The 14001-nt window shown below is 63.6% G+C and carries 9 protein-coding genes; 3 read left to right on the top strand and 6 right to left on the bottom strand.

Going from position 1 to position 14001, the window contains the following annotated elements:
- Positions 1-21 precede the first annotated feature (21 nt).
- Together BV071_RS09015 and BV071_RS09010 are read right to left on the bottom strand one after the other, a co-directional pair.
- A complete protein-coding gene (locus BV071_RS09015) occupies positions 22-3168 on the bottom strand; it encodes an efflux RND transporter permease subunit (protein WP_035605200.1) in 3147 nt (1048 codons plus the stop codon).
- Positions 3165-4301, bottom strand: coding sequence for an efflux RND transporter periplasmic adaptor subunit (locus BV071_RS09010; protein ID WP_035605197.1), 1137 nt, complete (start codon positions 4299-4301; stop codon positions 3165-3167). Before BV071_RS09010 ends, BV071_RS09015 begins: the two co-directional genes overlap by 4 nt.
- Positions 4302-4478: 177 nt before the next feature.
- On the opposite strand from BV071_RS09010, the gene BV071_RS09005 reads away from it, so the two are divergent.
- Positions 4479-5207, top strand: coding sequence for a response regulator (locus BV071_RS09005; RefSeq protein WP_035605195.1), 729 nt, complete (start codon positions 4479-4481; stop codon positions 5205-5207).
- 5 nt (positions 5208-5212) lie between these two features.
- Positions 5213-6577: an ATP-binding protein gene (locus tag BV071_RS09000; protein WP_035605192.1), complete on the top strand. Its 1365-nt coding sequence runs from the start codon at positions 5213-5215 to the stop codon at positions 6575-6577.
- Positions 6578-6626: 49 nt separating this feature from the next.
- Here BV071_RS09000 and speA read toward each other — a convergent pair whose 3' ends face one another.
- The 4 genes from speA to nspC all read right to left on the bottom strand — a co-directional run bounded on the left by speA (position 6627) and on the right by nspC (position 12968).
- A complete protein-coding gene (speA, locus tag BV071_RS08995; RefSeq protein WP_052573092.1) occupies positions 6627-8573 on the bottom strand; it encodes a biosynthetic arginine decarboxylase in 1947 nt (648 codons plus the stop codon).
- Positions 8574-8669: 96 nt separating this feature from the next.
- Positions 8670-11186: a phosphatidylglycerol lysyltransferase domain-containing protein gene (locus BV071_RS08990; protein ID WP_035605189.1), complete on the bottom strand. Its 2517-nt coding sequence runs from the start codon at positions 11184-11186 to the stop codon at positions 8670-8672.
- Between the two features lie 61 nt (positions 11187-11247).
- Positions 11248-11652, bottom strand: coding sequence for a hypothetical protein (locus BV071_RS08985; protein ID WP_052573083.1), 405 nt, complete (start codon positions 11650-11652; stop codon positions 11248-11250).
- A gap of 113 nt (positions 11653-11765) precedes the next feature.
- Positions 11766-12968, bottom strand: coding sequence for a carboxynorspermidine decarboxylase (nspC, locus tag BV071_RS08980; protein ID WP_081885881.1), 1203 nt, complete (start codon positions 12966-12968; stop codon positions 11766-11768).
- 80 nt (positions 12969-13048) lie between these two features.
- Between nspC and BV071_RS08975 the strand changes: the two genes are divergently transcribed.
- Positions 13049-13954: a lactate dehydrogenase gene (locus BV071_RS08975; protein ID WP_035605368.1), complete on the top strand. Its 906-nt coding sequence runs from the start codon at positions 13049-13051 to the stop codon at positions 13952-13954.
- Positions 13955-14001 lie beyond the last annotated feature (47 nt).

Below are 14001 nucleotides of genomic sequence, written 5' to 3'. Positions count from 1 at the left end.
CCTGCAAGATCTGGAGCGGGTTTAGACTCCTGCTGCCAGCGCTTTTTCACCTGCGGCAGCTTGATGCTTGTCCTCCTCGTGCTTCTTCTTCCGCCACCCCGCCAGCCGGTCGAACATCAAGTAAACCACCGGCGTCGTAAACAGCGTCAGCATCTGGCTCACCGCCAGACCGCCAACGATTGCATAGCCCAGCGGCTGCCGCAGTTCGGAGCCATCGCCGTGACCCAAGGCCAGGGGGATGCCGCCGATCATCGCCGCGAGGGTCGTCATCAGGATCGGCCGGAAGCGCTTGATACAGGCTTCAAAGATCGCCTTTTCCGGCTCCTCGCCACGATCCCGCTCCGCCTCGATCGCGAAGTCGATCATCATGATCGCGTTCTTCTTCACGATCCCGATCAAGAGCAGGATGCCGATGATCGCGATCACGCCGATGTCGTAGTTGAAGGCCCAGAGGGTCAGCAACGCGCCGAGGCCTGCAGAAGGCAGCGTCGAGAGAATCGTCAGTGGATGGATGAAGCTCTCGTAGAGCATCCCCAGGATGATGTAGATCGCGATGATTGCAGCCGCGATCAGATAGGGCTGCGAACTCAGCGAATCCTTGAAGGCCTGCGCGGCACCTTGGAATGAGCCCGTCACTGTGATCGGCAGGCCCATGTCGCCGTTGGCCTTCTCCACCGCGGCCACGGCCTCTCCGAGCGCGACCCCCGGCGCGAGGTTGAAGGAGATGGTCACGGACGGATACTGCCCGAGGTGATTCACCGAGAGCGGCTTGCTTGCGCCAGTGTCGAAAGTCACCAGCGAGCTCAGCGGCACCTGCCCACCCGTGATTGGCGAACTCAGGAAGATCTTGTCGAAGGTGGATGGGTCCTTCTGCAACTCCGGCGAAACTTCGATGATTACCTTATACTGGCTGACCTGGGTGTAGAACTGCGTGATCTGCCGCTCGCCGAAAGCATTATAGAGCGCGGAATTGATCGCCTGCGCGGGTATGCCGAAGCGGCTCGCCGCTTGGCGGTCGATCTCCACGCTCAGTGCGGGTGCGGCGGATTCCTGGTCGGATGCCACATCGCGCAGTTCCGGCAGCTCACGCATCTTCTCCACCACCTTCGGAGCCCAAGCGTTGAGTTCGTCCATGTCCGCATCGCGCAGCGTGTATTGGAACTGGGTCTTGGACAGCAAGCCGCCCACGTTGAGATCCTGTCGTGCCTGGAAGAAGATCGTGAGACCCGGTATGCCGGCAGTGGCCTTTTTCAGCCGATCCATCACCACCGCCGCCGGATCCCGCTCATGGCGCTCCTTCAGCGTGATGAAGAAGCGGCTGGAATTCATCGCGCCGCCGCCACGGCCTCCACTTCCGATGCGGTTCTGCATTCCCAGCACACCGGGGTCCTTGACGATGATGTCCCCTATCTCTTGCACCCGCTGGTACATCGCGTCGTAGGAAATATCGGCTGAAGCTTCGACGGTGGCATCTACCAGACCGATGTCCTGTGAAGGGAAGAAGCCCTTGGGCATCTGCACGAAGACGGAGCCTGTCGCGGCAATCGTGAGCAGCAGCGAGAGCAGGGTTGCCTTCCGGTGCCGCAGCACGAAGTGCAGCATCGACTCGTAGGTCCTCTCCAAGCCGCCGAAGAAGCGCTCCAGTGCCCGGTCGAGCAGAGCCCGCGGCCCATTTCCCGTCGGCACCTCATGGTGCTTCAGGAAGCGCGAGCACATCATCGGCACGAAGGTCAGCGAGACGAAGCCAGAGACCAGCACCGCGGTGGTGACCGTCACCGCGAACTCGCGGAACAAGCGCCCCACGATCCCGCCCATCATCAGCACCGGGATGAACACCGCGATCAGCGAGAAAGTGATCGAAAGGATGGTGAAGCCGATCTCGCCCGCCCCTTTGAGAGCCGCATCCATCGGCTTCATGCCGTCCTCGATGTGGCGGTAGATGTTCTCCAGCATCACGATCGCGTCATCGATCACGAAGCCCACCGAGATGGTCAGCGCCATCAGCGAAAGGTTGTTCAGGCTGAAGCCCAGCACGTGCATGATCGCGAAGGTCGCGATGATCGAGATCGGCACCACCGCGCTGGCGATCAGCGTGGCCCTCAGGTTCCTCAGGAACCCGAAGACCACGATGGTCACCAGCCCGACAGTGAGCGCCAGGTGCATTTCCACCTCTTCCACGGAAGCCCGGATGGTGCGGCTGCGATCGCTCTGCAGGTCGATCGACATTGCCGGCGGCATTGCTGCGCGCAATTGCGGCAGCAAGCCGTTCACCCGGGCAATGGTCTCGATCACGTTCGCATCCGCCTCCTTGCGGATGATGATGCCCACGCCCGGTTGATTGTTCACCAGCGCGCCGGAGCGTGCCTGCTCGGGGCCATCCACGGCGCGGCCGATATCGCGGACCCGGATTGGTGCCCCTTTGCGATAGGCCAGGATCAGGTCGTTGTAGGGCTCTGCCTTGAGCAGCTGGTCATTCGCGTAGATCGAGTAGCTCTGGCGGTCGCCGTTGATGCTGCCCTTCGGCGAATTGATGGTCGCGGAAGCGATCACGCCGCGCACATCGTCCATGCTCAGGCCCAGCGAGGCCAGCTTCGCGGGATCCACCTGGATCCGCACCGCCGGCTTGCGCTCGCCCATCACATCCACCTGGGCCACTCCGCTGAGCTGCGAGATCTGCTGTGCCACCACATTCGAGGCGTAGTCGCTCACTTGCGTCAGCGGCAGGACTTCGGAGGTCAGGCTCAGCATGAGGATCGGCGAGTCCGAGGGATTCACCTTCTTGTAGTTCGGCGGGCTGGGCAGGTTGGTCGGCAGTTGCCCGGCGGCGGCGCTGATCGCGGACTGCACTTCCTGCGCCGCGGCATCGATGTTCTTGCTGAGGTCGAACTGGATCGTGATCGAGGTGTTGCCCAGTCCGCTGCTGGAGCTCATCTGCGTGACCCCGGGGATCTGCGAGAGCTGGTTCTCCAGTGGCGTCGCGACGGTCGCTGCCATCGTTTCCGGGCTGGCACCGGGCAATCCGGCGGAGACCTGGATGGTCGGGAATTCCACCTGCGGCAGCGGGGCCACCGGCAGCAGCGGGAAGGTTACGATCCCTACCAGCAGGATGCCGATGGTTAGCAATGCGGTGGCGATCGGCCGCCGGATGAATGGCGTGGAAATGCTCATAGCTTGGCTTCCTTCACGCTGATCTTGGCGCCCGGCTTCAGCTTGTTCTGGCCTTCGCGCACCACCCGGTCACCGGGCTGCAAGCCCTTCTCGATCACCGTCATGCCTTCCAGCTCCATCCCGGCATCCACTTGCCGGGCCTCCACGCTTTGATCCTCCTTCGCGAGATAGACGAAGTCGCCCTTCAGCCCCGGCTGAACCGCCTCGGTGGGCACCACCAGCGAGCCCTGCTTGGTCTCCACCAGCACCTTCGCCGAGACATACTGGCCGGGCCAGAGGGTGAAGTCCTTGTTAGGAAAAGTCGCCTTCAGTCGCAGAGTGCCGGTGGTGTTGTCGATCTGGTTGTCCACCAGAGTCAGGCTTCCTTCATCCAGGGTCCTGCCGTCATCATCCACGGCCTGGGTCTTCAGCGGAGCGGCTCCCGGCTTCATGTGCGGGCTCAAGGCCGCCAAGTGCCGCTGCGGCAGCGTGAAGATTACCGACACCGGTTGGATCTCGTTCAGCACCACCAGTCCCTCCGCCTGGCTGGCCGTGACCACGTTCCCCGCATCAACCATTCGAACACCCGTCCTCCCCGAAATCGGTGCGCGCACCACGGTGAAATCCAGATCAAGCTGCGCCGCATCAATCGCCGCTTGATCGGCCTTCACCAGCGCCTCGTATTGGCCCTGCGCTGCCTCCGCCTGATCCACGATTTGTTGGCTGACCGCGTTTTCTTTCACCAGCTTTTGCGAGCGGGCCAAGGTGGCACTGGCATTCGCAAGCTGTGCCTCGTCCTGTGCCTTCTTTGCCTTCGCCTGCGCCAGAGCGGATTCAAAGGGCCGCGGATCGATCCGTGCCAGCACATCGCCGGCCTTCACCATCGCGCCCTCGCTGAATTCCACGCTCTCCAAGATCCCGCCGACCCGCGGTCGCACCGTCACCGAATTCGAAGCCTGCACTGTGCCGATCCCCTCCAGCCACACCGGGATGTCCTGTCGAGAGACCTCGGCGAGCGTCACGGGCACGACTTGCGGCCCCTTCGGGCCCTTGTCGGCGGACTTGCCGAGCGACTTCGCCCGGGCCTGCCAGACCAGCAGGGAAATGGCGGATAGGACTAACATGACGACCAGGGCCCGGAAGACGGATTTCATGGAGCGGAAGCGGGGACGGGGAAATTGATAGCATGGGAACCCGCGAAATGCGTGTCAGGTGGCCCGGTTTATCGTCGCGAATTGTCGCGGTTCGCGGGGTGGCGACACACTTTGCGACAATTTTTTCCACACTCCCGCCGCGCAAACTGCGATGATAGCGGCAGAAGAGAAGAAGGCATGGAAGTCGGCCCGCACATCGCCGTCGTGGATGATCATCAGGAGATTCGCCAATTGCTGGTGAAGTATCTCGGCCAGCACGGCTTCACGGTGAGCGCCGCTGCCAGCGCCGCGGAGTTCCGCGCCCAGCTCGAGCGTAGCGAGACACCTGACCTCGTGGTGCTCGACATCATGATGCCCGGCGAGGACGGCCTGTCGCTCTGCCGTCACCTGCGCGCCACCACCGGCCTGCCGGTGATCTTCCTGACCGCCATGGCCGAGGACACCGAGCGCATCATCGGCCTGGAAATCGGCGCCGACGATTACCTCGTCAAACCTTTCAATCCGCGCGAGCTGCTGGCCCGCATCCGCGCCGTGCTGCGCCGCAGCGGCACCCATGCCACGAACGAAGAGCCCCCTCTAACAAAATCGAGCCGCCTGCGCTTCGCCGACAAGCTCTTCGATCTCTCGCGCCATGAGGTGACCGGCAGCGATGGTGTGGCGGTGCCGCTCAGCACCGCGGAGTATCGCCTGCTCTGCGTCTTCCTCGAACATCCCGGCAAGGTGCTCAGCCGCGATGCCCTACTCGATCTTACCAGCGGCCGCGAGGCGGAAGTCTGGGACCGCAGCATCGACAATCAGGTGAGTCGCTTGCGCCGCAAGATTGAGGAAGATCCGAAGAACCCGATGCTCATCAAAACCTATTGGGGCGACGGCTACTGCTTCACCGGTACCGTGACCCCGGCATAAGAGAGATGAAACGTTTCTGGATGCGCAGCCTCACCGGGCAATGGATCACGCTGCTGCTGCTGGCACTCGCGGTTTCCCAGCTCATCTTTTTCGCGATCTATCGTGGCGACCAGATGCGCACGGTCTTTCTGCTGCGCCGCGACGAGTTCCTCGGGCGGGCCGCCTCCGTTGCACGTCTGCTAGAAGCCGCCGATCCGGGGCTGCATCAGGGTATCCTCGATACCGCGAATACGGTTGCGGTCCGCTACTGGTTCGGACCCAAGCCCGGTGGTGATCCTCTGGAGTGGGAAAGCCAAGCCCGTGCCCAGCTGATGGAATCCACACGGCCCCCGGCGGCAGAGGACCTGCCTATTCAGGCCAATGTGAAATGGGAGAGCTTGTCGCTGGATGAATGGCGTGCCGGTTCGCCTGCCATGCTGGTGCACCTGCCGGAGTGGAATGGTTTCGGTCTCGCCACCGAGGTTAGCGGCGGCCGCTGGCTTCATGCCGTCTATGCCAAGCCCGGCGCTCCCGCCAGCCCACCCGGCACCTACTACATCTCCATGGCCATTACCGCGGTGGCGCTGTGCTTGGTCACCGCTTTGATCGCACGCCGGGTCGGCAGTCCGCTGCGCCGCCTCAGTGATGCCGCGGAGAAGCTCGGGCGAGGGGAGGAGACCGAGCCGCTTCCCGAGGAGGGTGCCGATGACATCCGGCGCACGGCCGTCGCCTTCAACCGCATGCAGTCCCGCCTCAAGCGCTACGTCGAGGACCGCACCGGCATGATGGCGGCAATCAGCCACGACCTGCGTACTCCGATCACCTCGCTGCGCCTGCAAGCCGAGTTCGTCGAAGATCCCGAAGCGCGTGACAAGCTCGTCGCCACTCTGGACGAAATGAAGGCCATCACCGAAGCCAGCCTCGCCTTTGCCCGCGAGGAGGCCACCGCGGAGCCGACCCGGACCCTGGATGTCCATGCGCTGTTAGAGAGCCTGTGCGAAGATCTATCCCTGCTCGGGTGGGACGCGAAATTCATCGGCGAGGGGCCGCTGCCTTGGCGCTGCCGCGCCGATGCCCTGCGCCGCGCCTTGCGCAATGTGATCGAAAACGCCGTGCGCTACGGCCATCGCGCCCGGGTTTCCACCGCACTCGCCGAGCATCACTTGGACATCATCGTGGACGACGACGGCCCAGGGATCGCCGAGGCGGATCGAGATAGGGTCTTTACTCCTTTTGTTCGCTTAGAGGGTTCGCGCAATCGTGGTACCGGTGGTACCGGACTCGGGCTTACGATCGCCCGCACCATCCTCCTCAATCACGGCGGCGATCTCTCACTGACAAACCGCCCCGATGGCGGCCTGCGTGCGATCCTTCAGTTGCCGGCGAAGTGAGCCGCTCTTCGCGCCTACCGGCGCGCTGAGAGCTACGGCCATTGTCACCTCACCCCTCGAAGTAAGTGTAGCCGCTCAAGCCCGTCCGGTAGAGATCCAGCACCTCGCGGCGCTCCTTCGGCGAGATCCGTCCCTGTGCCACCGCCTTCTCGGCAAAGGCCCGGAAGCGTCCCACCAGCTCCTTCGGATCATACTCCACGTAGCTCAGCACGTCGGCCACGGTGTCGCCTTCCACCTCGTGGGTGTAAACCGGCTTGCCGTCCTCGATGTGGACACCCACCACGTTGGTATCGCCCAAGAGGTTGTGGAGGTCACCCAAGGTCTCTTGATAGGCTCCCACCAGGAAGGTCGCGATGTAGTATTCTTCGCCGGGCTTGATGCTGTGCAGAGGCAGCACCTTGGCCACGTCCTCGCGGTCGATGAAGCGGTCGATCTTGCCGTCGCAATCGCAGGTGATGTCCGCGATGACCGCGCGCTGCTTCGGACGCTCGTCGAGGCGGTGAATCGGCATCACCGGGAAGAGCTGCTTGATCGCCCAAGAGTCCGGCAGGCTCTGGAAGAGGCTGAAGTTCCCGTAGTAGTAATCGACCAGCGTATCGGAAAGCTCGCGCAGGTCTTCCGGCACGATGTCCAGTTCCAGGATCAACTTCGAGATCCGGGTCATGATGTGCCAGAACCAGGCCTCGGCCAGTCCGCGCTCACGTAGCGTCGCGGAGCCATAGAAGAACTGGGCGCGCACCTGGTCGCGGTAGTAGAGCGCGTCGTTGAAGCACTCCTGCAGGTTGCGCTTGCTGAGGTCTTTGTTGACCGCAATCAGGTTGAGCAGGTTCTGCGGTGCCTGCTCCGGCGTGGCCGGTGCGGTCTCGGTGGTTTGCACCGTCGAGACATCCAGGATGTTGAAGACCAGCACCGAGTAGTAGGCGACGATTGCGCGGCCGGATTCCGAGATCAGGTTGGGATGCGCGACCCCCGCCTTGTCGCAGATCTGCATGATCGTTTCGATCACGTCAGTGCAGTACTCGGAGATCGAGTAGTTGCAGGAGGAGTGGAAATTCGTGTGCGAGCCATCGTAGTCGACCGCCATACCACCGCCCATGTCGAGCACACCCATCGGGGCGCCTTCCTTGACCAGGTCGCAATACATCCGTGCCACCTCGGTGGCACCTTCACGGATCGCGGCGATGTTCGGGATCTGGCTGCCTTGGTGGTAGTGCAGCATCCGCAAGCAACCGAGGTAGCCCTCTTCCTTGAGGCGATCGACCACTTCGATGACTTGGTTGGCGCTGAGGCCGAAGACCGATTTGTCGCCGGCGCTCTCCGCCCAGTGGCCGGAGCCGCGGGTTGAGAGGCGCACGCGCACGCCGAGATTCGGCAGCACACCCACCTTGCGGGAACGCTCCAGCACCAGATCCAGCTCGGTGGGCATCTCCAGCACCAGCATCACCTTCAAGCCCATCTTCTGCGCGTGTAGCGCAAGGTCGATGAACTCCTCGTCCTTGTAGCCGTTGCAGACGATGTAGGCCTCGGTGTCGTGCATGTGCGCGAGCGCGGCGATCAGCTCGGGCTTCGAGCCAGCTTCCAGACCGTAGTGGTACTGCTTGCCGAACTCGGAGATCTCCTCGATCACCTGCCGCTGCTGGTTCACCTTGATCGGATAGACGCCGCGGTATTCGCCGCGATAGCCGGTTTCCTTGATCGCCTGGCGGAAGGATTCGTTCAGCTCGCGGATCCGCCAGTGCAGCAGATCGCGGAAGCGCAGCAGCACCGGCAAGTCCGTGCCGCGGTCGCGCAGACCTTGGATGATTTCGAAGAGTGAAACCTCCTTGTGGCCCTCGTCGTCCACCAACTTCACCGTGACGTGACCATCCTTGTTCACGCCGAAGAAGCCGTGACCCCAATTGTCCACGCCATAGAGCTCCGCCGATTGCTCGGTGGACCATCCATTGGTTTCTTTCTTGGGCTTCGGGGCCTTGGTGCTGCTAGCGGGCGGAACCATGCGCGGGAACAAAAGGCTTTTTCCGGAAAATGAAAGGGAAATGACCGCCGGAAGAACGATTTGGAAAGTGACGGAAACCGTCACGCACGCTGTGACTTACGACCTCAGCAGTCCGCGGAATCCTCCCGGCAGGTGCACGGCTGCCACTGCCAGCCCAATCCGCGCCAGCAGGATCCCCGGCGGATAGGCCAGATAGCGACCCTGCCATGCCGGGTGATACTTGCGCTTGAAGTCGAAGAGCGACTTATAGCGGTAGAAGCGGTCGAACTTGTCGAAGAGCATTTTCACCTGCCGCTCCTCCTTCGAGAGGTTGGCCGGATCGGTCTCGGTATTGGCCAGCGGTGCGCTGCCGAGGCTGATCTCCTCCACACCGCTCTCGCGGAAGTGGTCAAGACTTTCGAGGATCAGGAAGTCCATGATGCCGCCTGGGGAACCGCGGCCGCGCATCAAGTCGAGAGCCCGGCCCTTGCCTGCCGCGTAGGGCCGCCAGGTGGCGAAGCACTCCAGCTGCCCGTCTGCCTGGAAGGCCACGGCGCAGCCATTCTCGCGGATGTCCGCCAGCGAGAAGGAACCGAGGTCGAAGGTCATCTCGCCGCCGCTTTTCGAGCGCAGCCAATTGTCGGAGAGCAGGGTGAGTTGCGCCTCCAGCCCGTGGTCCACGCCGGCCGCTGCATCGTACCAGCGGAAGCCCAGCGACTCCTTTTTCGCCTTGTTTCGGGCGGTGCGGAGGTTCTGGAATTTGCCTCCAGCCAAGCTGAATTCGGAGAGCGGGATGCGCGCGTCCTCTCCCACCTTGAAGGTGACGAGGCCGGCGTACTCGTAGAGCGCGCGGTTCTCCTGGCGGGTGCCGTAGAAGATCGGGGTCCAGTCCTGCTTGCGGCAGAAGCGGACGAAGTGCTCAACAAGCCCTTGGCGCATTTCCGGCGGGCAAACCGGGTCCGCCAGCACCACGGCGATATTCCGCCAGCAGGCGTAGGCCACATAGCCCTCGCCGGACTCGTGGAAATAGTAGTGCTTGTCCGGAAGCAGGGTGTAGGGGTCGCTCGGGTCGATCCCATGGCGCGCCAGGATCTCCGCAGCGCGCTTCCGCTCGTCCTCACCGGCGGAACTCACCCGCGAGAGAAGCACCGGTCGGAGGAGCAAGAAGAGGACCAGCGCCCCGCCGGCAATTCCGGTCAAACGCAGACGGTCCAGGAGGCGTCCGACCTCGGGCGAGGTGTCGTCCATTGAATCTGCCAGTCCTGCGACCGCCGTGGACGAGGAGCCGAGCGCTCGGGCCCAGTCGATCGGCTCCGGCAGTTTCCCGGACTCGCCCAGATCGTGCAGGCTGATCGTTCCGTAGAGAATCACGACCACCGCGACCAGCGGTGCCACCGCGAGGCCGAGGCGCAGCGAGGGCGCATCCGAGCGGGCGATGAATTCCCGGCGCCAGCGGATCAGAGGGACCATCAGCACCAAGGCGGCCACCGCGTGGTGCCAATCGAAGGCGCGTACCAAGTGCAACAGCGCGGAAGCGGCCAGCAGCCCGGTGGCCAGCCACCATGCCACCCGCTTGCGGCGTCCCAGGCCGCGGGCCAAGACCAGCAGGGAGAGGCCGGAGAGCAGCAGCAGGAGGCGGCTGTCTTCACTGACCCGCTCGCTGAGGCCGAGCGGATACCACTGCTGCATCCAGTCGATCACCTCCGGCGGCTTCGGCAGCATTGCTTCCAGCAAGTTCGCCAGGCCGATCAGCACCAAGGCGGCAACCAGCAGCCGGATGGCATGGCGCCGCATGAACAGGAAAACGATGACCAAAAGGATACTCAGCGCCGCCATCGGCCACAGCGGGGAGAGTCCCCATGGCAAAACCTTGGAGGTATTCGCCGGGGCCATCGAATCATCGCCCATCAGCCAGCCCAGCGCTTGGTTCACGCTGGGCTTGAACTTGAGATCAGGGCCGTCGAAGCCGTGGTCGTAGCCCGGCATTTCGTAGAGGGCCGAGGGCGCGGGCAGGTTCTTGATCCAAGCGGTGCTGGAAATGAAGTCGGCGCCGCCTTGGAACTGTGCCACCCGCAGGTCCTTGAGCGAATCGTTGAATTCGCTCAACGCGAAGGTACCGTCGCCGGTCGGGGCGATCCCCAGCTCGTCCTTCATCCGCAGACCGAAGCGGCCGCGGGAGCCGCAGGAGAAAAGCAGCAGACCCTTGAGGTTGTCCGGCCGTTCCATGCCGGCCGCCGCCACCGCCTGCCCGGCCCCCATCGACCAGCCGCCGTAGAAAATCGGAGTGCCCGGCGGCAGGTTCATCTCCTTGGCCAAGGTGGCGAAATCGTTGCCCAGCAGGTCGCCGTCGTAGTCGGTTTCCGCATAGGTCCGGCAATTCAGCCCGGCGACCCGCCAGCCGGCCTCTGCCAGCCAGCCGCACATGTCGTTTTCCCAGTCCGTCCAGCCGCCGTCGCCGGAGGCGAAAACGATGCCTGCGACGGGCTTTTCCGGCCCCTTGAAGATGTAGGTGACCCCAGGGCCGCGGGACAACTGGACGTCCCGGGTCTCAGGACTGTCCGCTAGTGTGCGGCCTGCCAGGAGCAGGACGAGGATCAAGAGCCGCCGCAAAACCGGCCACGAAAACGAAAACATGGTACAGGATACAGGAACCTCGCGCTTCCGGCCGGATACGGCCAGCGTTGCGGGCTTCTGTCTAGCAGCCTGCGGCGGCTTGTCCATCGCGCTTGCGGCGCAGGAAATACCGCGCGCCGAGCTCACCTGCGGTAGCCCCCGCCAGATTTGCCAGCCCGTCCGCCCAATCCAAGGTCCGCGAGGGGAAGAAGGCCTGCGAGCACTCTTCCAAGCTCATGCCCCCGGCGACCAGCAGGGTGCCGAGCATGATCCCGGCCAGTGGCCGGGGGGCGCGGCGGCCATTCAGGGATAAATTCAGCAGCAGGGACAATGTGCCCACCAGACCGAGGTGCCCGGCCTTGTCGCCCAGCGGCAGCTCGGTGATGAAGTGGTAGAACTGCCCGCCGCCACGGTCCGCATTCAGGATGATTCCCAAGAACAGGGCTCCGTAGCAGACGAGGGCGAGGCGCAAGGCGGTCGGCTTCACGGCTCGCTGTCATGCGCGGGTCGCCGCGCCGGGTCAATCAGGCGCGAGTGGTTCATGGGGAATTCACCCGGGCTTCATGGCACTGCAACTGCCGGATCAAGAGCGCGTGGCCTCTAACTGAGCCGGTCCCGGAAGTCCGGGTAGCCGAACTCGCGGATCGTTTCCAGCCTGCCGTCTTCATGCTGGAGCACGATGGCAGGGTGGGGGACGCCGTTGAAGGTGGTGGTCTTCACCATCGTGTAGTGCGCCATATCGTCGAAGACGAGGATGTCTCCGGCCTTGAGCGGGCGAGGGAAGGCGAAGTCGCCGGTGACGTCTCCGGCGAGGCAGGTCGGGCCGCCGAGGCGGTAGAGGTGCTCGCCGGATTCGGTGGAAGCTTGGTAGGTTTCGCCTTCGAAGGTGACGGCGGGTTCTATGGAGTGCGGAGTGGCGAGTGCGGAGTGCGGAGTGGCAAGAAAGACATCCGGGCGGTACGGCATCTCCAGTACATCGGGCATGTGGGCGGTGGCGGAGATGTCGAGGATCGCGAGCTTGTGTCCGGCTGATTCGAAGACATCCAGCACTTCGGAGCGCAGCACGCCGGTGTGGATCGCTCCGGCCTCGCCCGGCTCCAGCCAGACTTCCACGCCATACTTCGTCCTGGTTTCGCGCACCAGGCGGATCAGGCGCTCGCGATCGTAGAAGGGCTTGGTGATCCAGTGGCCGCCGCCCATGTTCAGGTAGGTGAATTGAGGGCTGCGCAGGAGGTGGCCGAACTTCTCGTCCACCGCCGCCAGGGTCTTCTCCAAGTCATCCGAGTTCTGCTCGCAGAGGGTGTGGAAGTGCAGGCCGGACAGTCCTGTCAGGTCGACGCCCTCCAGTTGCTCGGCGGTGATCCCAAGCCGCGAGCCCGGCACGCAGGGATCGTAGAGGGCGGTGTGGCCGGTGGAGCACTCGGGATTCACCCGTAGCCCGCAGTGCAGTTCACCGCTCAGGAAGCGCGGGTGCGCCATCACCATTTCGCGGAAGCGGAACCACTGCGACAGCGAGTTGAAGTCGAGGTGGTGGGTGAATTCGCAGAGTTGGCGGATGTCCTCCTCCTGATAGGCCGGCGAGTAGGTGACCACGTGCTTGCCGAAGTAGTCGCGCGCCAGCAGTGCCTCCCACAGGCCGGAGGCACAGCAGCCATCCAGATACTCCCGGATATACGGGAAGGCCTTCCAACAGGAGAAACCTTTCAGCGCGAGCACGATCTTGCAGCCCGCGGCATCGGCAGTTTCCCGCAGGATGGCGGCATTGCGGCGGAGGGCGGCGATGGAGATGACGTAGGAAGCCACGCGGCGACCATGAACTCGGATTGCCGCAGGTCCAACATCGATCGTTGAACTTTTTGGCCGGGCAACCGAAGGAAAGGCCGGTGAAAGTCACGATCGTCGGACCGGGAAATGTGGGAATGGTGCTGGCCTATACCCTGATGCTGCGCGGCGCGGCCCGCGAGATCGTGCTGGTCGGCGCGAACCGGACCAAGGCCGAGGGCGAGGCGATGGATCTGATGCACGCGCAGGCCTTCCTGCAGGTGCCGGTGAGCGTGAGGGCAGGGGACCTCTCGGATTGTGCGGGCAGCGAGGTGGTGGCGATGTGCGCCTCCGTCCCCACGCCCGACAATATTACCGACCGGAACATCCTCGCCGCCGGGAATGTCCAGCTGATGCGCAAGCTCCTGCCGACCATCGCCGAGCTGGCCCCGCAGACCAAGCTGGTGATGATCACCAACCCCGTCGATATTCTGACTTGGGAAGCACTCCAGATCACCGGTTTCCCGCGCGAGCGAGTGATGGGCACGGGCACCCTGGTCGATTCGATCCGCTTCCGCGAGATGCTCTCCGCGATGACCCACATCCATCCTGATGATCTGCGCGCCTACATCCTCGGCGAGCATGGCATGCACATGTTCCCCGCGATGAGCGTGGCCCAGGCAGGCGGCGAGAGGATCGACGATACCCCCGAGCGCCGCGCCCTCTGCGACAAGGCGGCGGGAGCGGGCATCGAGGTCTTCCGCAAGAAGCGCAACACCTGCTACGCCATCGGCCAGGCTGCCTCCTACATCATCGAGGCGATCTTGTTAGACGAGCGCCGCACCGTCCCGCTCAGCGTGAAGGTCGATGGTTTCCTCGGGGTTGAAGGCGTCTGCCTGAGCCTTCCTGTCGTTGTCGGCAAGCGCGGCATCGAGCGCTTCATGCATCCCGATCTGAATGCGCTCGAAAGCGAGCAATTCCGTGCCGCGGCGAGGGCGGTGCGGAAGGTGATCGATGAGGTTTGTTAGAAGGATTTTGCGTGTGCCCGGTGTGGCATCGGTCTATCAGGAAGGAG

The sequence above is a fragment of the Haloferula sp. BvORR071 genome, from assembly GCF_000739615.1.
GTDB lineage: Bacteria > Verrucomicrobiota > Verrucomicrobiia > Verrucomicrobiales > Akkermansiaceae > Haloferula.
This window is presented reverse-complemented; position numbering and strand designations above follow the sequence as displayed.